Here is a 20,320-nt window from a genome sequence, read left to right on the forward strand (position 1 = left end):
ATCTTTCATCTATGGCAGCACGTATGTTTAAAACAATGAGCGGCGCAGGGAGCCTAAATGCAAAACGCTAAAACGACACATGCAGAGGTAGAACGAATTCTGATGATCAGACGCTGGGCGTTGCCATTACTGCTATCGGCCTTCGGTTTGTTCTATCTACTGCCGCTGGCCTTCCACGGGCTGTGGATTCCAGACGAACCCCGTTACGCGCAAATCAGCCAGGAGATGCTGCTGCGCGGTGATTGGGTTTCCCCGCACTTCATGGGTATTCGATATTTCGAGAAGCCTGCTGCTGGCTATTGGTTGATTGCCATTGGTCAAGCCATCTTCGGCGACAACCTGTTCGGAGTGCGCATCGCTTCTGCGGTGAGTACCGGACTGAGCGTGCTGTTGACGTACCTGATCGCCCGACGCCTGTGGAACGACCCGCGCAAGAGTTTCGCTTCGGCCTTGCTGTACATGAGCTTCGGCCTCATCGCCGGACAAGCCGGGTATTCCAACCTCGATCCGCAATTCACCTTATGGGTCAACCTGAGCCTGGTTGCTCTGTGGTTTGCGATCGACAGCACCACGCAACGGGCCCGATTGATGTCGTGGGCAGTACTCGGCTTCGCCTGCGGCATGGGCTTCATGACCAAGGGTTTTCTCGCCTGGCTGCTGCCTGCGTTGATCGCCCTGCCCTATATGCTCTGGCAACGGCGCCTGGGGGAACTGCTGCGCTACGGTCCGCTGGCGGTCATCGTTGCAATCATCGTCAGCTTGCCTTGGGTACTGGCCATTCATGCTCACGAACCCGACTTCTGGAATTTTTTCTTCTGGAATGAACACATTCGTCGCTTCTCCGCAGAAGATGCTCAGCACACTCGCCCATGGTGGTTCTATCTGCCGATGCTAGTGGTCTCCAGCCTGCCTTGGGCGGCATTGCTGCCCTCTACGTTTACGCAAGCGTGGAAAAACAAGCAACAATCGGGCACCGGTTTCCTGCTGCTTTGGCTGGTGCTGCCGCTGGTGTTTTTCAGCCTTAGCCGGGGCAAACTGCCGACTTACATCATGCCGTGTCTGCTGCCGCTGGCGGTGCTGATGGGCAACACGTTGATAGACCGGATAACACAAGCGCAAGGCCGCGCTATCCGTATCAATGGGCTACTCAATCTTGTCATCGGTACGGGAGCGTTGCTCGCGCTGATCTATCTGCAATTAGCGAAGCCGGTATACGGTCAGCAAGAAATGCTGAGCCTGTCGCTGACATTCATCGTGCTGATGGGCTGGATCATGGCCAACATGCTGCAAGCCTTCAGACCATTGACTATGTGGGCCACTCCCGCACTGGGTATCTGGCTGCTGGTGGCATTGCTACCGGCCGGCATGCCCAATAGCATTGTCCATAGCAAAATGCCCGACCAGTTCATCAACGAGCACATCGACGAACTGAAACAAACCTCAACCCTGCTGAGTAACGATCTGGGTGCGGCCTCTGCCCTTGCCTGGCGCCTGCAACGTCCTGACGTCGCGTTGTATAACACCATAGGCGAATTGAAATACGGCCTCGAATACCCTGACTCGATCCAGCGCCGGGTCGATATGGACAAGGTCCAGCAGTGGATGACCGAAGCTCGTAAACAGGGCTCAGTCGGGGTGGTCATGCGAGTCAAAAACGTGCTGGAAATGCAGGAGGTCGAACTGCTGCCCGTGGATGGCAAGCGTTACCAGCAAGGCGAAATTGCGATCCTGATCTTCCCGAAAAGTCAGCCATGACTTTGTGTAAATCCTGATGACATTGTTTTCGCCATTTCCTGAGGAATATCGGACGAACCGCTGATTTGCATCGGCGGCCTATCGTCCATGGCGCCCGACTGGGCGCCTCTACCCTCAACGATCCATTTTTCGCTCATGGAATGACTAAATTGAAGCTCTGGAACAGTGAAAATAAAGCGCTGGTGCTTTTGCTCGGGGTATCAGCATTAATCCTGCTGCTGGGGTTGGGAACCAGGGAGCTCTGGGGCGCAGAGACCCGCTGGGCAAACATTGCATTGCAAATGCTGCAGTCGGGGGATTACTACGACCCCTATCTCAAAGGCCTGCCGTATTACGACAAACCATTGCCTTCCTACTGGCTGATAACCGCTACTGCCTGGCTGATGGGCGGCCTGGATCATTGGTCGCTACGCCTGACTTCGGTCATCGCCGCCTGGCTGAGTATCTGGCTGGTCTATTTGATCGGCGAGCAACTGTTTCGCAAAGGTACTGGCCTGATCGCCGGGTGGATGCTGGCGACAACCTTCTATTTCATCTTCTGGGCACGGGTCGCTACCGCCGACATCCTGACTGTCTGCGGTGTACTGGCGGCCGTCTGGTGGTACTGGCGCGGCCCGGATGACACCCGCCTGGGCCGCTACACGGTGTTCTTCCTTTTGCTGGCTGCGACCTCGCTACTCAAGGGGCTGATCGGCTTCATCTTGCCGGGGTTGGTGCTGTTGCCGCACGTGCTCAGCGAGAATCGCTGGAAGCGCCACCTCAACCCGCGACTGTGCCTGGCCCTGCTGATCGCAGGCCTGTTTTACATGGTGCCGTTCGTCCTTTCACACTTCTATGGTGCCCCCACTTACGGCCAGAGCGGGCTCGGCCAAGTGTTCCGGGAAAACGTGGTGCGCTTCTTCCAGCCGTTCGACCAATTCGGCCCCATCTACACCTATCTGATCTACCTCCCGGTCTATACCTTGCCCTGGGCGCCGTTCTGGATACTCGGGTTGTGGCTGGCGCTACGCAATTGGCGGCAAACCGAACCCAACACTCGCTGGCTAATCTGGAGCCTGGGCCTGCTGTTCCTGTTCTTCACCGCCAGCGGCAGTCGGCGTAGTTACTATGTGTTGCCACTGGTGCCCTTCGCCCAACTGTTAGCCGCCTGGTGGGTCATGCGCCGTATTGACGAAAAACGCGCTGCCGGCAAGGTCAGCGGTCCAGGCTGGAAGAAAGGCTTCGGTGCGGCGGCAGCGCTGCTGATCGTGGTGCTGGGCATCATCTATCCCTGGACCAACCTCGGTGGTGGGGTCGTCCCGTTCAGCGCTCAGGTGCGTGCCGAGGCCAGCAAGAGCGCGCCCTGGAATCAGTGGCGTATCGTGATGGTTGAGGTCGATAACAAACTGCCGATGTACCTGCAGAATCAGGGTGCACCGTTCTACTACGTACAGGAGACCCAGGACTTTCCACGCGAAGGCGACAGTGCAACGCTACTGGCATGGCTGGAAAAAACCAGCGGCCAGCACTGGGACCCGCAGCGCACTATCATCGTCGCGCAATATCAAAAGGCTGATCAGTTGCCGCTGAACTACCTCGCCGCCGACCACCAGGTGATTCTCACCAAACCTAACAATGGTGAGCGGATGTTCCACTCTCGTGACTATGGCAGCGTTGCGTTTATCCCCAAGGTAACGACGCCTTGAGGGATCGATCGAGAGGCCTGGCAGGCCTCTCGATCTATTAGAGGTTCAGCACATTGACGAACCGCGAAGCTGCGGTTTCGTCGATACGCAGGTGGGTGAAGTCGAACAGGTTGCGGTCCGCCAGTTGAGACGGAATGACGTTCTGCAAGCTGCGGAAGATGCTTTCGGTTCGCCCCGGGGTCTTGCGGTCCCATTCCTGGAGCATTTCCTTGACCACCTGACGTTGCAGGTTTTCCTGAGAACCGCAGAGATTGCACGGGATAATCGGGAACTGTTTAAAGTCGGAATAAGCCTGGATGTCTTTCTCGTTGCAGTACGCCAGCGGCCGGATCACCACGTTGCGTCCATCATCGGCGCGCAGCTTGGGCGGCATGGCCTTGAGCGAGCCGTTGTAGAACATGTTGAGGAAAAAGGTCTCGACGATGTCATCGCGGTGATGACCGAGGGCCATTTTGGTCGCGCCGATTTCGTCGGCGAAGGTGTACAAGGTGCCGCGGCGCAGACGCGAGCATAACGAGCAGGTGGTCTTGCCTTCAGGAATCAGCTCCTTGACCACCGAATACGTGTCTTTTTCGACGATGTGGTATTCCACACCCAACGCTTTCAAATAGGCCGGTAGCACGTGCTCGGGAAAGCCCGGCTGCTTCTGGTCCATGTTCACCGCGACGATGTCGAACTTGATCGGTGCAACCTTCTGCAGGTGCATCAGCACATCGAGCAGGGTGTAACTGTCCTTGCCACCGGACAGGCAGACCATGACCTTATCGCCCTCTTCGATCATGTTGAAATCGGCGACCGCTTCACCGGCCTGCCGACGAAGGCGTTTCTGCAGTTTGTTCTGGTTGACCGTAAGAGTGCCCATGGCGCTTGAAATCCGCGAAGGTGTTTGACGAAAAGCCGGCATTTTACGCAAAAACTCTGCGTGGGCGAAGAGGCTGCCCATGCGCAAACCCCGCAAGGCTGGCGCATACGCAGTATTTGCACGATTCCAGAAGATGCAGCGATTAAGCCTCGCGTTTACAGCGCGATTTGCTCTAAAGGGTCGCACCTTTGCAAGCAACTCCTTTCTATACTGCGACATAAGGTCGAACACATACAGAGACCTCTACTTACTCAGGCCGCTTGGCCCGTAGGCGCTCCGTTGGGGGGCGATGGTAATAACAAAAGGAGTGACTGGCATGATCCATCACGTAGTGGGGCTCTTCACCCACCCTGATCAAGAATGGCGAGATATCCGTGGCGATGAAGAAGAAAGCATCAGCCATATGTACCTCACTCACACGCTGATTCTGGCGGCAATTCCTGCAATTTCAGCCTTTATCGGTACCACTCGGGTCGGCTGGGTCATCGGCAGCCGCGCTCCAGTCATGCTCACTCAGGAAAGTGCACTGTGGATGACGATCATGTCCTATCTGGCCATGCTCGGTGGCGTAGCCGTGATGGGCGCCTTCGTTCACTGGATGGCGCGTACGTATGATGCCAGCCCAAGTCTGGCCCGATGCGTCGCATTTGCTACCTACACTGCTACGCCGCTATTTGTCGGAGGTCTGGCGGCGCTGTATCCACACATGTGGTTGGGGATGATCGTCGGGACTGCCGCCATCTGCTACACGGTGTACCTGCTGTATGTGGGCTTGCCGACCTTCATGAACATTCCATCGGATGAGGGTTTTCTGTTCTCGAGTTCGGTGCTGGCCGTTGGGCTGGTCGTGCTGGTCGCGATCATGGCCTTCACCGTAATCGTCTGGGGCCTGGGCGTCGGCCCCGTCTACACCAACTGACGCCATCTATAACAAACAAAAAACTGCCAACACAGGCCGCCGCAAGGCGGCCTTCTAATGGGTGGGTGACCATTCGGCGACTGACCGATTCGGAATTCGCGAAGATTGCGGCATACTCGACACCTCTGGAGATCCGTACAGCATGCCCGAGCAACTCAATACCCGCGTCGAAGACTGTTTCCAACAAGCCGAATCCTTTTTCAAACGAACATTCAAACGCCCCATAGTCAGCTTCAAGTTGCGTGGACAGAAAGCTGGCGTCGCGCATTTGCACGAAAATCTGTTGCGTTTCAATCCGCAGTTGTACCGGGAAAACAGCGAAGACTTTCTCAAACAGACCGTGCCCCACGAAGTCGCGCACCTGATTGCCCACCAACTGTTCGGTGAGCGCATCCAGCCCCATGGCGAAGAGTGGCAATTGATCATGCGCGGGGTGTACGAGCTGCCGCCCAACCGCTGTCACACCTACGCGATCAAACGCCGCAACGTCACCCGTTACATCTACCGCTGCCCTTGTGCTGACAGCGACTTCCCGTTTTCGGCCCAGCGTCATGGATTAGTCAACCAAGGGCGACGGTATTTGTGTCGTCGGTGTCGGCAGACACTGATGTTTACCGGTGAGACCAGGGTGGAGTAGCTACCTGTGTGGCGGCCATGCCTCCGCACAGGCACTAAACAATCACCTTGGCCCCCCTCAAATCTTCTATCTGCCGCGCACTAAATCCAAGTTCAGCCAACACCTCATCGGTATGCGCGCCCAGCGCCGCGCCAATATGCCGGGGCTCAGGCAATCCGTCGGAAAACTTCAACGGGCACGCCATCTGCGGCTGCCTACTGCCATCGGCCCGAGGCACCTGGCTGACCAGTTCTCGCGCTTTCAGCTGTGGATGTTCGAGGGCTTCGGCGAGGCTGAGCACCGGTTCGACGCAGGCATCGACGTTGGCGAAAAGATCGCACAGCCAGGCAAAATCATGCTTCTCGAACTCAATCTGCAACTCCAGTTTGAGCGCCCGCTGCTGTTCAGGGTTGGGCGACAAACCTTGTACAGCCAGTTCCGGGCGGCCCAACGTCCTGCAGAGCTGCTGCATAAATGCCGGTTCAAGGCTGCCCACCGACAGCCAGCGGCCATCACGCGTGCGGTAGTAGTCGTAAAAACTGCCGCCGTTGAGCATCTGGTTTTCCCAATCAGGCTCGACACCGCAGGCCAGGTAACCGGCACCGGCCATGGCATTCAAACTGAATACACAGTCGGCCATGCTCACGTCCAGATGTTGCCCTTGCCCGCTGTGCTGGCGGGCAATCACGGCCGCCAACAGGCCTATCACACCGTGCAGCGACCCACCGGCAATGTCCGCCGCTTGAATCCCCAGTGGTAAAGGCCCGCTGTCCTTGCGCCCGGTGTAGCTGGCAAGCCCGGTCAGGGCCAGGTAGTTGATGTCATGGCCGGCGCGATCCTTATACGGACCGGTCTGACCGTAGCCGGTGATCGACACGTAAATCAGCTTTGGGTTGATTGCCTTCAAGGCCTCGTAACTCAACCCCAGACGCTCCATGACACCTGGACGAAACTGCTCCAGAACGATGTCGTAGTCCTGCACCAGTTGCTTGACCACCTCCAGCGCCGCGGGTTGTTTGAGGTCCAGCGCCAGGCTGCGCTTGTTGCGATTGAGGTAAGCGTGGCTGGCAGATACACCCTGATCATGGGGCGGCAACACCCGCAACAAGTCCATGCGGGTCGGCGACTCGATGCGCAAGACCTCGGCGCCCATGTCCGCCAGCAACAGCGAGGCAAACGGCCCCGGCAGCAAGGTGGAAAAATCCAGTACTTTGAGTGACGCCAGAGGACCTTGCATGAGTGCTCCACAATCCGAACCTATTACCTCCAGAGTAGGCAGCTGACAGGCCCACGGCAATCACTGCAAGCATCAGCCGGACTGACAGTTGCGCTCAAACCCCAGCCATGAAAAAACCCGCCGAAGCGGGTTTTTTCATGACACCACGGTGTTACTTGACGGACGTCGGAGTATGGCCTTCAGCCACGCCCAGATCGTCTTCTTCACGGGTGTCGGAGATACCGCGACCACCGGAAGTCAGCTCCGATTGCATCTTGTCGACGTCCAGCTCCTTGACCCACTTGGCCACCACCAGAGTGGCGACAGCGTTACCCACCAGGTTGGTCAGCGCACGGGCTTCGGACATGAAGCGGTCAATGCCGAGGATCAGCGCCAGACCGGCAACCGGCAGATGGCCGACAGCCGACAGGGTCGCTGCCAACACGATGAAGCCGCTACCGGTCACACCGGCAGCGCCTTTAGAGGACAGCAGCAGCACCACCAGCAAGGTAATCTGGTGAGTGATGTCCATGTGCGTGTCGGTCGCCTGGGCGATGAACACCGCGGCCATGGTCAGGTAGATCGCAGTACCGTCGAGGTTAAACGAGTAACCGGTCGGGATCACCAGACCCACTACCGATTTCTGCGCACCCAGGCGTTCCATCTTGATCAGCATGCGTGGCAGCACCGACTCCGAAGACGAAGTACCCAGCACGATCAGCAGCTCTTCACGGATGTAACGGATCACCTTGATCACGCTGAAGCCATGAGCGCGAGCGATACCGCCCAGCACCACCAGCACGAACACCACGCAGGTGATGTAGAAGCAGAGCATCAGCTGGCCCAGTTGCACCAGCGAGCCGACGCCATAGGCACCGATGGTGAAGGCCATGGCGCCCAAGGCACCAATTGGCGCGAGCTTCATGATCATGTTGATGATGTTGAACATCACGTGGGCGAAGCGATCGATGAAGTCCAGTATTGGCTTGCCGTAGGAACCCAGACGATGCAAGGCGAAACCGAAGATCACCGAAAACATCAGCACCTGCAGGATATCGCCAGTGGCGAAGGCGCCGACAATGGTGGTCGGAATGACGTTCAGGAGAAAGCCTACGACGCTTTGATCAGCACCGGCAGCCACATAGGCGGCGACCTTGGAGGCGTCCAGGGTAGTCACGTCGATGTGCATGCCGGCACCCGGCTGGACGATGTTGACCACAACCAGGCCCACCAGCAGAGCGATGGTGGAAACAATTTCGAAGTACAGCAGCGCGTAACCGCCGGTCTTGCCGACCGACTTCATGCTCTGCATACCCGCGATACCGCTGACGACGGTGCAGAAGATGATCGGTGCGATGATCATTTTGATCAGTTTGATAAACCCGTCACCCAGCGGCTTGAGCGCCACGCCGGCCTGAGGGTAGAAATGGCCGATCAGAATACCGATAGTGATAGCTACGATCACCTGTAGATACAGGGATTTGTACAGTGGCTGACGAGTCGTCATTGCAAAGATCCTCAAGTGTGTCGCCCGGCAATCATCCATCTGACGCCCACAACACCTAAAGTGCGAACCCTCCTGAACCGGAGGGATTTGTTTTATCGAGCTGCACGCTGGCAGACCTCTCATCCCTATCGCAAAGCCCGTGCCATCTCCCCGATACCCCCCTGAAGACCTTTAGGCATCAGGGGTAAGCAGCGCTAACCGGAACATTCCCCTTCACCGAAGTGGCGGATATCCGCCCATCGACCGACCAACGTCCTACAATTTGGCGGATATCCGCCTTGTCCATCTCCGGGGGCGTGGCTAACATCCGCCCCTCAGTGGACGGATCTACTCTCATGCGCGAACGTACCATCGCCAGTCATTTCGCCCGTGCCGCCCTCGGCGGAGCGCGCAGGCAGGGCTACGACTATTCGGGCCTGCTGCAACATCTGGGCATCAGCGCAGAGTTACTGGACGAGCCCAAAGCACGCCTCGCGCCCGAGCAATTCACTGGCCTGTTGCAATTGCTTTGGCAGGCGCTGGATGACGAATACCTGGGGTTTGGCCATGGCCCCAGTAAACGCGGCACCTTCGCCATGATGTGCCACGCCTTGATTCACTGCCGCAACCTGGAGAAAGCACTCAGTCGCGGCTTATTATTTTATAGCCTATTCCCCGACGCTCCGCGTCTGAGCCTGACCCGCGAAGGCGAAATGGCGCGTTTGAGCCTGGACGATTCGCAGCTTTGGGACCCGGATCACTTTCTCAGCGAATGCCTGCTGGTGATCTGGCATCGACTGGGCAGTTGGCTGATCGGCCAGCGCATTCGTCTGGAACAAGCCACCTTCAGCTACCCCAAACCCGAACACAGCGCCGAATACGATTTGCTGTTCCCTTGCCCGATGCTGTTCTCGGCCGAGAACAGCAGCCTGCTGTTTCACAGTCGCTACCTGAGCATGCCGCTGCTGCAGGACGAGCGGACTCTCAAGCATTTTCTCGAACGCTCGCCGGCCGATCTGCTGTCGCGACCGGATGACGGCGACAGCTTAAGCAGTCAATTGCGGCGTCTGCTCAGCCGTGACAGCTCTCGCTGGCCTGATCTTGAAGCCGTGGCTGCGCATCTGCATATCAGCCCGCAAACATTGCGTCGGCATTTGCGCGAAGAAGGGACGAGCTTTCAGGAATTGAAGGACCAGCTGCGACGCGACATCGCGATTTATCACTTGGGGCGCGCCAATCTGTCGTTGCAACAGATCGCCGAGCAACTCGGCTTTTCCGAGCCCTCGGCCTTTCACCGGGCCTTCAAGAAATGGACCGGGCTGACGCCCGGGGCCTATCGTGCGCAGGAGAATTGAGGGAGAAGTTGGTTTTGCGTTGCGGCCAGTGACGCCATCGCGAGCAAGCGAACGTCGCCCGGCCCTTCCCACATTAGATCGGTGTTGACCGCAATTTTGGTGGTTGAACTCAATTTAGTGTGGGAGCGGGCTTGCTCGCGATGAGGCCAGCGAAACCAACATGAATTTCCAGCGGCCCGAATAGCACGCAAACTCAAACCACCAAAAAATGAATCCTGAACGCCGCCCCGCCCAGCGGCGAATCATCCAGCGTCAACTTCGCGCCATAGCTTTCGATGATGTCCTTGACGACTGCCAGGCCGATGCCCTGTCCCGGATGCTGGCGGTCCAGACGCTCTCCTCGCTGCAGGATTCGTGCGCGTTGATCCGTTGGTACGCCGGGGCCGTCATCTTCCACGCACAACTCAGTACTGCTCAGGGTCTCGCGAACGCTAATGCGCACCTCGCTCAAACACAGACGGTAGGCGTTCTCCAACAGGTTGCCCATCATCTCGAGCAAGGCGCCCTGTTCGATCGGCACATAACACGGCTCTGACAGATCGAAAGACACCCGTACCCGCTTATCGCGATAGACTTTGTCCAGTGTGTCGCACAGGCTTTGCAGCACCGGCCGTAGCCGGACCTGATGACGAACCAGACCACTTTTTCGCAGGCTCGCGCGCTGCAATTGATAGCTGATCTGCTGACTCATGCGTTCGATCTGGCTTTGCAGCACCCAGGCCTGATCCCGATCCTGCGGTCGCCGAGCCATGTCCTCACTCACCCCTTGCAAGACCGTCAATGGGGTTTTCAAGCTGTGGGCCAGGTCATCCAGCGAATCACGATAACGAGTGCGCTGCTCGCGTTCGCTATGCAACAAGCGGTTCAACGAGCCGGTCAATCGCAGCAGCTCACGGGGGTGCTCTTCGCTGAGGCTTTCGCGGGTCCCGCCCTCGATCTGATCCAACTCCTGACTCAAACGCCGCAACGCCTGCAAGCCCCAGGTCAGACCAATCCAAAGTAACGCCAGCAACACCAATAGTGCAGCGCCGAAACCCAGATAGAGGTTTTCCCGCACCCCTTCCATAGTCAGCTGATACTCGCGCACCGGTTGCAGCGCGACAATACTGAACGCCGCGCTTTTGCCACCGAGCAACTTGACCTCGACGTCATAGACGAAGAACTCCTGGCCATCAGCCTCGCGAATGCGTGCGAACTCATTGCCACGCCCGTCGTAACGCGGGGTGTAGTTTATGTTTTCTTCCTGGGTTGCCTTCGAGCGCCAGACCAGATGCCCATCGCGGTCATAGATATAGCCGAGCAAACGGCTGTCGGTGAGATTGAAACGCTCATCCGGCAGCTGCGTCGGCATCAACAAGTGGTTGTTTTCGACCCGCGCAGCAGAAATCAGCGTGGTCACATCCGAGGCCAGGCGCTGCTCGATGGAATCCTGCAACGCCAGGCTGAATGCCCCCTGCATCGCCGGCAACAACGCCAGCATGAACAACACGGCCAAGGTGGTCGCCGCCAGCATCAAGCGCAGACGTAACGAACGAATCACCGGCAGCGCTCGTTGAACAGGTAACCCAGGCCGCGCACGGTATCGATCGGCTTGAACCCGGCAGACCCTTCCAGCTTACGTCGCAAGCGCCCGACCAAGACTTCGATCACATTCGGATCACGCTCGTCGTCATCCGGGTAGAGCTGCTCCATCAAGCGGTCCTTGGCCACCACTTGTTGGTGATGGCGCATCAAGTACTCGAGGATCCGGTACTCATAAGCAGTCAAGGCCAACGGCTGTTCATCGAGGGACGCCTGCTTGCGATTCAGATCAAGCAGCAAGGGCCCGGCGGTGATGGTCGACTGGGTAAACCCGCTGGAACGGCGCAACAAGGCATTGAGCCGTGCATCCAGCTCTTCGAACTGAAACGGTTTGACCACATAGTCGTCGGCACCCGCAGCCAGTCCTTCGACTTTGTCCTGCCAGTTACCGCGCGCGGTGAGGATCAGAATAGGAAAGGTCTTGCCTTGCGCGCGCAGTTGGCGAATCAGGTCGAGGCCGCCCATACCCGGCAGACCGAGATCGATCACCGCCAGGTCATGGTTGAACTGCGCAGTCTGGTACACCGCCTCCTCGGCATTGGCCACGGCCTCGACCACATGACCGCTGTCCGTGAGTCGGGTTTGCAAGTGATGACGCAGCAGCGCCTCATCTTCGACGACCAGCAGTTTCATAAAATCGACTCTCCAGGGGCGCTTCATGCGCCCTGATCACTTACACGGCAACGTCAAATTCAGGCCAGACTTTAGAAAGCGTAGTTGGCCGACAGCCAGGTTTGTTCGCTTCTGGTCAGGCTCAGCGACTCCTGCCTGCTGCTACCGCGCTCACTCATCTCGGTGCCGGCATTGCAGCGCAGATAACGGTAACCCAGTTCAACTGACGTGTTCTGCGAAACTTGCTGCTAGGTTAACCACCTGTCCCTGAACTCACCCTGAACGCGCTCTGAACCTAAGCTGAATCAAATCGACTAGGCTATCTGGACGTCTTTTAAAGGAGAGCTGACCATGCGCATGTTCCTTGCTTTCGCATTGCTGGTCTTGAGCGGGCTGAGTCAGGCGGCGATCAAGACCCAGGAAATTCCTTATCAGAGTCCGGACGGTACCAAACTCATCGGCTATTACGCCTATGACGACAGCATTCAGGGCGCTCGTCCCGGTATCGTCGTGGTTCATGAATGGTGGGGGCTCAACGACTATGCCAAGCGTCGCGCCCGTGACCTGGCCGCGCTGGGGTACAGCGCGCTGGCCATCGACATGTATGGCGAAGGCAAGAACACCGAGCATCCAAAGGACGCCATGGCCTTTATGGAGGCGGCGACAAAAGATAGCGCGGCGGCCAGTGCCCGCTTCAATGCCGGTCTCGATCTATTGAAAAAACAGCCTCAGACCGACCCGAACAAACTCGCCGCCATCGGTTACTGCTTCGGCGGCAAAGTCGTGCTGGATGCGGCACGCCAGGGCGTGCCACTGGCCGGCGTGGTGAGTTTCCACGGTGCATTGGCGACCACCACCCCAGCCACACCGGGCAGCGTCAAGGCCAAATTACTGGTTGAGCACGGCGCCAAGGACAGCATGGTCACACCGGACAACGTCAAGGCCTTCAAGGCCGAAATGGACAAGGCTGGCGCCGACTATAAATTCGTCCTCCTTGCAGGCGCCAAGCATGGTTTTAGCAACCCGGATGCCGATCGCCTGAGCCACGGCGATCATGGCGGGCCTGATATTGGCTACAACAAAGCGGCCGATGAGCATTCGTGGGCGGACATGCAGGCGTTCTTCAAGAAGATTTTTGGGTGATCAGCAAGACTGCATAACGGCCTTCGCGGGCAAGCCACGCTCCCACATGGATCGCACGTACCCTGTGGGAGCGGGCATGCCCGCGAAGCGAACACCGCGGTTTTTCAGGCATCGCGCGTCATCGTTCTTCGCGGGCAAGCCCGCTCCCACAGGGATTACACCAGAGTCACTACCCAGCGCTGTCCCGACCCGGCAAAATGCCCGGTATGAATCCACACCCCGCCCTTCCCGCCTGCTGCACCCCACTCGACGCTCACTGGCCGTTGCCTGTCGCTCTGCCGGAGACGGTGTTGCTGGGTACTCACTTTGATCCGTCGCTGTTAGCGCCCGATGATTTCCAGCGCAGCGCTATCGAGCCACCCGCGAGTATTCAGCGTTCGGTGGCCAAGCGTCAGGCCGAGTATCTCGCCGGGCGACTCTGCGCTCGGGCCGCCTTGCAGCAACTTGAGGGACTCGATTGCATCCCGGCCATTGGCGAGGATCGCGCGCCGGTGTGGCCAGCGCATATCTGCGGTTCGATTACCCACAGCACCGGCCGGGCCGCAGCCATTGTTGCGCGCAAGGCGCATTGGCGCGGTTTGGGGATGGACCTGGAAAACCTGCTCAACACAGAGCGCGCCCAGCGACTGGCCGGTGAAATCCTCACCCCGCCCGAGTTACAACGCATGGCCGCCGGCCCCCAGGAACACATCGCCCTGTTGGTGACTCTGACGTTCTCGGTGAAGGAAAGCCTGTTCAAAGCGCTCTACCCGATCGTTCAGCAGCGCTTCTATTTCGAGCATGCCGAACTGCTTGAATGGAGCGAAAGTGGACATGCCCGTCTGCGCCTGCTGACCGATCTTTCCAGCGAGTGGCGCAACGGCAGTGAGCTGGATGCGCAGTTTTCTGTGGGGGATGGGCAGTTGTTGAGTTTGGTCAGCATTGAGGCCTGAAGATCTTTAGCGCCTGTTCGGCCGTTATCGCGAGCAGGCTCGCTCCCACAGTGGACCTGTGTTGATCGCAAAATCGCGAACACACTGAAGATCTAATGTGGGAGCGACGGTGCGGCGATCCGACCTGCTCGCGATGGCGATCTATAGGCCAATAGAGAATCCTGGGACCTGGCTCAATTCTTCTCCTGATGCCGCGGCCAGCTCAGGCTGAAACACGCTCCGCCCAGCTTCTTGCTCTTGCTGATCAACGCCCGGCCGTCATGCCAGTGAATGATCCGCCGCACAATCGACAACCCCAGGCCATGCCCACCAGACGCGCGGGTTCGGCTGTCGTCCAAACGCAAGAAAGGCGTAAAGATCCGTTCCCACGCGCTTTCCGGAACCCCAGGGCCGTCGTCTTCGACATCCACCCGACAACGCTGCTGGCCGACCTGATAGCTGATGGACACCTGCGACTCGGCGTGACGCATGGCGTTGCTCAGCAGATTCTGCAACGCACGGTGCAGGTAGCGCGGCTCGGCCTCGACCCAGGCGTCATCACAGTCGGCAGCGGACAAACACAAACCGCGCTGAACCTTGACGTCGGCACGTAACGGCGCCAACTCGCTGATCACCTGGTTGACCAAAGCATCCAGATCGACCCGCTGAAAATTCAGCGCCGGCGAACCCTGCTCCAGGCGTGCGTAGGTGAGCATTTCGTCCACCAACCGGTCGAGGTCCTGGATATCGTTGTCCATGCCCACCCTGTATTTTTCCCGCGCTTGGTCGGTAGTAGCAGAACCGATCATCTCCAGACCAAAACGCAAGCGCGCCACCGGTGTACGCAACTCATGAGACACCGCCCGCACCAGTTCACGCTGAATCGCCAGCAATCGCTGCAGGTGCTCGGCCATGCCATTGAAGGCGGCCGCCAGGCGCCCGATCGAGTCGGCACCGCGGGCCGGCACCCGGGTTTCCAGGCTGCCCTTGGCGATCCGCGTCGCGGCCGATTCCAGCCCGCTCAAACGCCGCTCCAGTTGTCGCACCAGCAAATACACAATCAAACCGATCAGGCTCAAGCCAAGCGCTGCGATCAACACCAGCCATTGCGGCGGATAAGGATTCATCTGATACAGCGGACCGATTTCCAGCACCCAGGGCGTGCCGACCATACCGGCAAACACCCGTATCGAATCGCCGCCCTTGCCCAGCGCCATCACCGTATCGCCTTCGGAGACCCGGCGACGCTGGTCCTCGTCCATGTCCGCCTGATCGAGGGTGACCAGTTGCAGCTCGAAGCCAAAGCCCTTGTCCGCCTTCAGCGCCGCCAGGCGTTGCGGTTGCTCCGCCACCGGGTAACGCACCAGCTCATCGGCCAACAGGTAAATAGTTGCCCGCGCCAGTTGCTCGCTGATTTGTTGCACTTCGCCCGTGAGGACCAGTTGTTCTTTATCGCTGACCAAACGGTAGACCTTCGCCGCGTACGGGCCGGTCTGCTCAACCAGCGCCTGACCCCGCTGCACACGACTGCGCTGGGTCAGATCAAGATTGGTCTGGGTGAAGGTTTGCAAGGCCAGGGGAATCCCCAACAAACGCTCCCACACCACCAGCGCCCGACGCCGCTCGATCTCGCTCATCGGTTGCAGGTTGTCGGCCATCAACGAAAACGTACCGTGAGCCAAGCGCTCGCGGTACTGCTCACTGCGCACTTGATTGAGCAGGTTCAGCGCCAGCGCGCCAAGCACTGCCACCAGAATCAGCGCTGCACACATGCCGCCATAGATACGCAGGAAAATCGAGTTCACAGCGGCATGTCTACGCACGCTTCGGGGACGAACAAGTAGCCTTTGCTGCGAATGGTCTTGATCAGCCGTGGATGAATCGGGTCATCGCCGATTTTCGGGCGAATGCGCGAGATCCGCACATCAATGGAGCGATCCTGACCGTCGTAACCGATGCCCCGCAGCGCGGTGAAAATCTCTTCGCGGGAAAGAATCCGCCCGGCATTGGCCACCAACAGCCACAGCAAATCGAACTCGGCACTGGTCAGCTCGATACCGCTCTCATTCAGCCAGGCTTCGCGTAACGCGTTATCCACCACCAGTGGGCCGAACTGCAGACGCCTTTCAGGGGCCACTGCTTGCGGCGGCTCACTGCGCCGCAGTAACGCCTGGATCCGCGCCAGCAACAAGCGCGGGCGCACCGGTTTGCACACGTAATCATCGGCGCCCATGTCCAGGCCCAAGACCTGGTCCATGTCGTCGGTGCGCGCGGTCAGCATCAGGATCGGCCCGTCATAACGATCGCGCACCTTGCGGCAGATGCTCAGACCGTCTTCGCCGGGGAGCATCAGGTCGAGGATCACCAGGTCCGGTTGCTCGGCAATGATCCGCGCCGCTGCCAGGGCACCGTTACCCTCGATAGCGACCCGCAGACCGTTGCTTTCCAGGTACTCGCGGGTCAACTCAGCCAGACGCTGGTCATCCTCGACAATCAATACCTGCCAGGCTTCTTGCTCCACGGGTGACCTCTTTTTGCCAAAACCACAATTCAGGAAGGATCCACCCCTCTTTTTGTAATGATCAGGATGGATAAGACAGCGTATAGAAGGAGCGATTGTAGCAATGGCTCCCCTTAAGAACACAAGCAGGCAAATGCGCTCGGTGACAGCGTTTTTTTGTGATAGGGTTCGCGCCCGCAAAAATCCGCCCAAGGCTGTTTTCGGCGGCTTGATTCAGTGACAAACGGTCTATTACGGTACGGTCGCGGCCTACACGACGTTTGGCGGTTTCATACACAATTTACGCACAGCTTTATCCACAGGCAGCACGTTGCAATCGCCCCCCAAAACGCATTATCTTGTAGCCCGGCGGCAAAAAAACCCTACATGTAGGGTTTTGCGCAAAAAACCAAACACAAATCAGACAAGAAACTCAAGCGCTTTTCTTGCTTCTGTTTGGTTGAACTAAACACTTTTTCAGAAGCCCAAACCGCGCCTGCGGATGGCTACTGTTTTCCCGCCTCTGGCGGCGAAAACGGAACGGGTGTTGCAGTATGAATACTGTCACCCGTCAAGAATTCGGTTTTCAGCCCTGCGGCTGGAAACCAAAGACTTCGGCATGGAAGCGACGCCCGAAAGAGCTCCTTCCTACTGTCCTGAAGTTGTTATGCCCGGCGTTTGCCGGTTGTAGTGCTTCAGGACGGAACGGTGGGCACCGTGATGGTGCCCAAACAAACATAGAGAACGTGGAGACACCCATGCAAACCGACACAACTCGCGAGAACCCGCAGGGCACCGTGCCGCAGGCCGCTGATTCGAATCTGGATCTGTCCGCCACCGCGCCGGGCCAACTGCGCGTGATCAAGCGTAACGGCACTGTCGTTCCTTACACCGATGACAAAATTACCGTCGCCATCACCAAAGCGTTCCTCGCAGTTGAAGGCGGCACCGCTGCTGCCTCGTCGCGAATCCACGACACCGTTGCCCGCCTGACCGAACAAGTCTCCGCGACCTTCAAGCGTCGCATGCCATCGGGCGGCACTATCCATATTGAAGAAATCCAGGACCAGGTAGAACTGGCCCTGATGCGTGCCGGCGAACAGAAAGTCGCTCGCGACTACGTGATCTACCGTGACGCCCGCTCCAAAGAGCGCGCCGTTCGCACCACCAGCGAGGAGCCGGTACAAGCTCACCCATCAATCCGCATTGCCCTTGCCGATGGCAGCCTGGCACCGCTCGACATGGGTCGTCTGAACACCATCGTGACCGAGGCCTGCGAAGGTCTGGCAGAAGTCGACGGTGACCTGATCCAGCGCGAAACCCTGAAAAACCTCTACGACGGCGTGGCGCTCAAAGACGTCAACACCGCGCTGGTGATGACCGCCCGTACGCTGGTTGAGCGTGAGCCGAACTACTCCTTCGTGACCGCTCGCCTGCTGATGGACACCCTGCGTGCCGAAGGCCTGAGCTTCCTCGAAGTGGCCGACAGCGCCACTCACCACGAAATGGTCGACCTGTACGCCAAGGCCCTGCCTTCGTACATCGCCAAGGGCATCCAGTTCGAATTGCTGAACCCGGTTCTGGCCACCTTCGACCTGGAAAAACTCGGCAAGGCGATCAACCACGAGCGTGATCAGCAGTTCACCTACCTGGGCCTGCAGACCCTGTACGACCGTTACTTCATCCACAAGGACGGTATCCGTTTCGAACTGCCGCAGATCTTCTTCATGCGCGTGGCCATGGGCCTGGCGATCGAAGAGAAGAACAAAGAAGACCGTGCCATCGAGTTCTACAACCTGTTGTCGTCCTTCGACTACATGTCCTCGACCCCGACCCTGTTCAACGCCGGCACCCTGCGTCCACAGCTGTCGAGCTGCTACCTGACCACCGTGCCGGATGACCTGTCGGGCATCTACCACGCGATCCACGACAACGCCATGCTGTCGAAATTCGCTGGCGGTCTGGGCAACGACTGGACGCCTGTTCGCGCACTGGGCTCTTACATCAAGGGCACCAATGGCAAATCCCAAGGCGTCGTACCGTTCCTGAAAGTAGTGAACGACACCGCCGTAGCCGTCAACCAGGGCGGTAAGCGCAAAGGCGCTGTCTGCGCCTACCTGGAAACCTGGCACATGGACATCGAGGAGTTCATCGAGCTGCGCAAGAACACCGGTGATGATCGTCGTCGTACCCACGACATGAACACTGCCAACTGGATCCCTGACCTGTTCATGAAGCGCGTCTTCGATGACGGCCCGTGGACCCTGTTCTCGCCGTCCGAAGTACCGGATCTGCACGACCTGACCGGCAAGGCCTTCGAAGAGCGTTACGAGTACTACGAAGCCCTGTCCCAGTACCCGGGCAAGATCAAACTGTTCAAGACCATCCAGGCCAAAGACCTGTGGCGCAAAATGCTTTCCATGCTCTTCGAAACCGGCCACCCATGGCTGACGTTCAAAGACCCATGCAACCTGCGTAGCCCACAGCAGCACGTTGGCGTGGTTCACAGCTCGAACCTGTGCACCGAGATCACCTTGAACACCAACAAGGACGAGATCGCTGTTTGCAACCTGGGTTCGATCAACCTGCCGAACCACATCACCAACGGCAAGCTCGACACCGCCAAACTGGAACGCACCGTGAACACCGCCGTACGGATGCTCGATAACGTGATCGACATCAACTACTACTCGGTGCCACAAGCGAAGAACTCCAACTTCAAGCACCGTCCGGTCGGTCTGGGCATCATGGGCTTCCAGGACGCTTTGTACCTGCAACACATCCCGTACGGTTCCGACGCTGCCGTCGAGTTCGCCGACAAGTCGATGGAAGCGGTCAGCTACTACGCGATCCAGGCTTCCTGCGACCTGGCCGATGAGCGCGGCGCTTACGAGACGTTCCAGGGTTCGCTGTGGTCCAAAGGCATCCTGCCGCTGGATTCGCAACAGATCCTGATCGAACAGCGTGGCCAGAAGTACATTGATGTCGACCTGAACGAATCCCTCGACTGGGCGCCGGTCCGTGCCCGCGTGCAGAAAGGTATTCGTAACTCCAACATCATGGCCATCGCACCGACCGCCACCATCGCCAACATCACTGGCGTATCGCAGTCGATCGAACCGACCTACCAAAACCTGTATGTGAAATCGAACCTCTCGGGCGAATTCACCGTGATCAACCCGTACCTGGTTCGCGACCTGAAAGCCCGCGGCTTGTGGGACTCGGTCATGATCAACGACCTGAAGTACTACGACGGTTCCGTGCAGCAGATCGAACGCATCCCGCAAGAACTCAAAGAGCTCTACGCGACTGCTTTCGAAGTGGACACCAAGTGGATCGTTGACGCCGCCAGCCGCCGTCAGAAGTGGATCGACCAGGCTCAGTCGCTGAACCTGTACATCGCCGGCGCATCGGGTAAAAAACTCGACGTGACCTACCGCATGGCTTGGTACCGTGGTCTGAAAACCACTTACTACCTCCGTGCCCTGGCCGCGACCAGCACCGAGAAGTCGACCATCAGCACCAGCAAGCTGAACGCTGTTTCCAGCGGCGGTAACCACGGTGACGATTCGGTACTGGCAGCCCCTGCCGGTCCAGCGCCAGTGCCAAAAGCCTGCGCCATCGACGAGCCGGATTGCGAAGCTTGCCAATAAGCTGAGCGGGTAAGCGCCTGACGGCG

15 protein-coding genes are annotated in these 20,320 nt (G+C 58.4%); 8 read left to right on the top strand and 7 right to left on the bottom strand.

The annotated features are described in order from the left end of the window. Positions 1 to 102: 102 nt before the first annotated feature. Positions 103 to 1,755, top strand: coding sequence for a lipid IV(A) 4-amino-4-deoxy-L-arabinosyltransferase (arnT, locus tag ACN1C3_RS07570; RefSeq protein WP_419115184.1), 1,653 nt, complete (start codon positions 103 to 105; stop codon positions 1,753 to 1,755). A 149-nt stretch (positions 1,756 to 1,904) separates the two neighbouring features. Then, complete coding sequence (locus ACN1C3_RS07575) at positions 1,905 to 3,440, top strand: ArnT family glycosyltransferase (RefSeq protein WP_419115185.1); 1,536 nt, start codon at positions 1,905 to 1,907, stop codon at positions 3,438 to 3,440. 37 nt (positions 3,441 to 3,477) lie between these two features. On the opposite strand, the gene ttcA is transcribed toward ACN1C3_RS07575, so the two are convergent. Then, positions 3,478 to 4,302, bottom strand: coding sequence for a tRNA 2-thiocytidine(32) synthetase TtcA (ttcA, locus tag ACN1C3_RS07580; protein ID WP_419115186.1), 825 nt, complete (start codon positions 4,300 to 4,302; stop codon positions 3,478 to 3,480). Between the two features lie 316 nt (positions 4,303 to 4,618). Here ttcA and ACN1C3_RS07585 point away from each other — a divergent pair, with 316 nt between their 5' ends. Both ACN1C3_RS07585 and ACN1C3_RS07590 read left to right on the top strand, forming a co-directional pair. Next, a complete protein-coding gene (locus tag ACN1C3_RS07585; protein ID WP_419115187.1) occupies positions 4,619 to 5,221 on the top strand; it encodes a Yip1 family protein in 603 nt (200 codons plus the stop codon). Between the two features lie 142 nt (positions 5,222 to 5,363). Then, positions 5,364 to 5,858 (top strand): SprT family zinc-dependent metalloprotease, encoded by a 495-nt coding sequence (locus ACN1C3_RS07590; RefSeq protein ID WP_419115188.1) that lies wholly within the window; start codon positions 5,364 to 5,366, stop codon positions 5,856 to 5,858. Between the two features lie 34 nt (positions 5,859 to 5,892). On the opposite strand, the gene ACN1C3_RS07595 is transcribed toward ACN1C3_RS07590, so the two are convergent. Together ACN1C3_RS07595 and ACN1C3_RS07600 are read right to left on the bottom strand one after the other, a co-directional pair. Then, complete coding sequence (locus tag ACN1C3_RS07595) at positions 5,893 to 7,074, bottom strand: CaiB/BaiF CoA transferase family protein (protein WP_419115189.1); 1,182 nt, start codon at positions 7,072 to 7,074, stop codon at positions 5,893 to 5,895. 151 nt (positions 7,075 to 7,225) lie between these two features. Beyond that, the gene (locus ACN1C3_RS07600) at positions 7,226 to 8,560 is read right to left on the bottom strand and encodes a dicarboxylate/amino acid:cation symporter (protein WP_419115190.1); all 1,335 of its coding nucleotides are present in this window, start codon (positions 8,558 to 8,560) and stop codon (positions 7,226 to 7,228) included. A 335-nt stretch (positions 8,561 to 8,895) separates the two neighbouring features. On the opposite strand from ACN1C3_RS07600, the gene ACN1C3_RS07605 reads away from it, so the two are divergent. Continuing rightward, positions 8,896 to 9,894 carry an AraC family transcriptional regulator gene (locus ACN1C3_RS07605; RefSeq protein WP_419115191.1) on the top strand — a complete coding sequence of 333 codons (999 nt, stop codon included), beginning with the start codon at positions 8,896 to 8,898 and terminating at the stop codon, positions 9,892 to 9,894. Between the two features lie 193 nt (positions 9,895 to 10,087). Here ACN1C3_RS07605 and ACN1C3_RS07610 read toward each other — a convergent pair whose 3' ends face one another. Continuing rightward, positions 10,088 to 11,434 carry an ATP-binding protein gene (locus tag ACN1C3_RS07610; protein WP_419115192.1) on the bottom strand — a complete coding sequence of 449 codons (1,347 nt, stop codon included), beginning with the start codon at positions 11,432 to 11,434 and terminating at the stop codon, positions 10,088 to 10,090. Continuing rightward, a complete protein-coding gene (locus ACN1C3_RS07615; RefSeq protein WP_419115193.1) occupies positions 11,431 to 12,108 on the bottom strand; it encodes a response regulator in 678 nt (225 codons plus the stop codon). The genes ACN1C3_RS07610 and ACN1C3_RS07615 overlap by 4 nt, the downstream gene beginning before the upstream one ends. A 330-nt stretch (positions 12,109 to 12,438) precedes the next feature. On the opposite strand from ACN1C3_RS07615, the gene ACN1C3_RS07620 reads away from it, so the two are divergent. Beyond that, the gene (locus ACN1C3_RS07620) at positions 12,439 to 13,230 is read left to right on the top strand and encodes a dienelactone hydrolase family protein (protein WP_419115194.1); all 792 of its coding nucleotides are present in this window, start codon (positions 12,439 to 12,441) and stop codon (positions 13,228 to 13,230) included. 206 nt (positions 13,231 to 13,436) lie between these two features. After that, on the top strand, positions 13,437 to 14,162 hold the full coding sequence (locus ACN1C3_RS07625) for a 4'-phosphopantetheinyl transferase family protein (protein WP_419115195.1): 726 nt from the start codon (positions 13,437 to 13,439) through the stop codon (positions 14,160 to 14,162). A gap of 173 nt (positions 14,163 to 14,335) precedes the next feature. Here ACN1C3_RS07625 and ACN1C3_RS07630 read toward each other — a convergent pair whose 3' ends face one another. Both ACN1C3_RS07630 and ACN1C3_RS07635 read right to left on the bottom strand, forming a co-directional pair. After that, positions 14,336 to 15,946, bottom strand: coding sequence for an ATP-binding protein (locus tag ACN1C3_RS07630; RefSeq protein WP_419115196.1), 1,611 nt, complete (start codon positions 15,944 to 15,946; stop codon positions 14,336 to 14,338). Further along, positions 15,943 to 16,662: a response regulator gene (locus ACN1C3_RS07635; protein ID WP_419115197.1), complete on the bottom strand. Its 720-nt coding sequence runs from the start codon at positions 16,660 to 16,662 to the stop codon at positions 15,943 to 15,945. Before ACN1C3_RS07635 ends, ACN1C3_RS07630 begins: the two co-directional genes overlap by 4 nt. A gap of 737 nt (positions 16,663 to 17,399) precedes the next feature. Here ACN1C3_RS07635 and ACN1C3_RS07640 point away from each other — a divergent pair. After that, positions 17,400 to 20,294 carry a ribonucleoside-diphosphate reductase subunit alpha gene (locus ACN1C3_RS07640; RefSeq protein WP_419115198.1) on the top strand — a complete coding sequence of 965 codons (2,895 nt, stop codon included), beginning with the start codon at positions 17,400 to 17,402 and terminating at the stop codon, positions 20,292 to 20,294. The last annotated feature ends 26 nt before the right edge of the window (positions 20,295 to 20,320 follow it).

The sequence above is a fragment of the Pseudomonas sp. H11T01 genome (assembly GCF_048515765.1).
Classification (GTDB): Bacteria; Pseudomonadota; Gammaproteobacteria; order Pseudomonadales; family Pseudomonadaceae; genus Aquipseudomonas.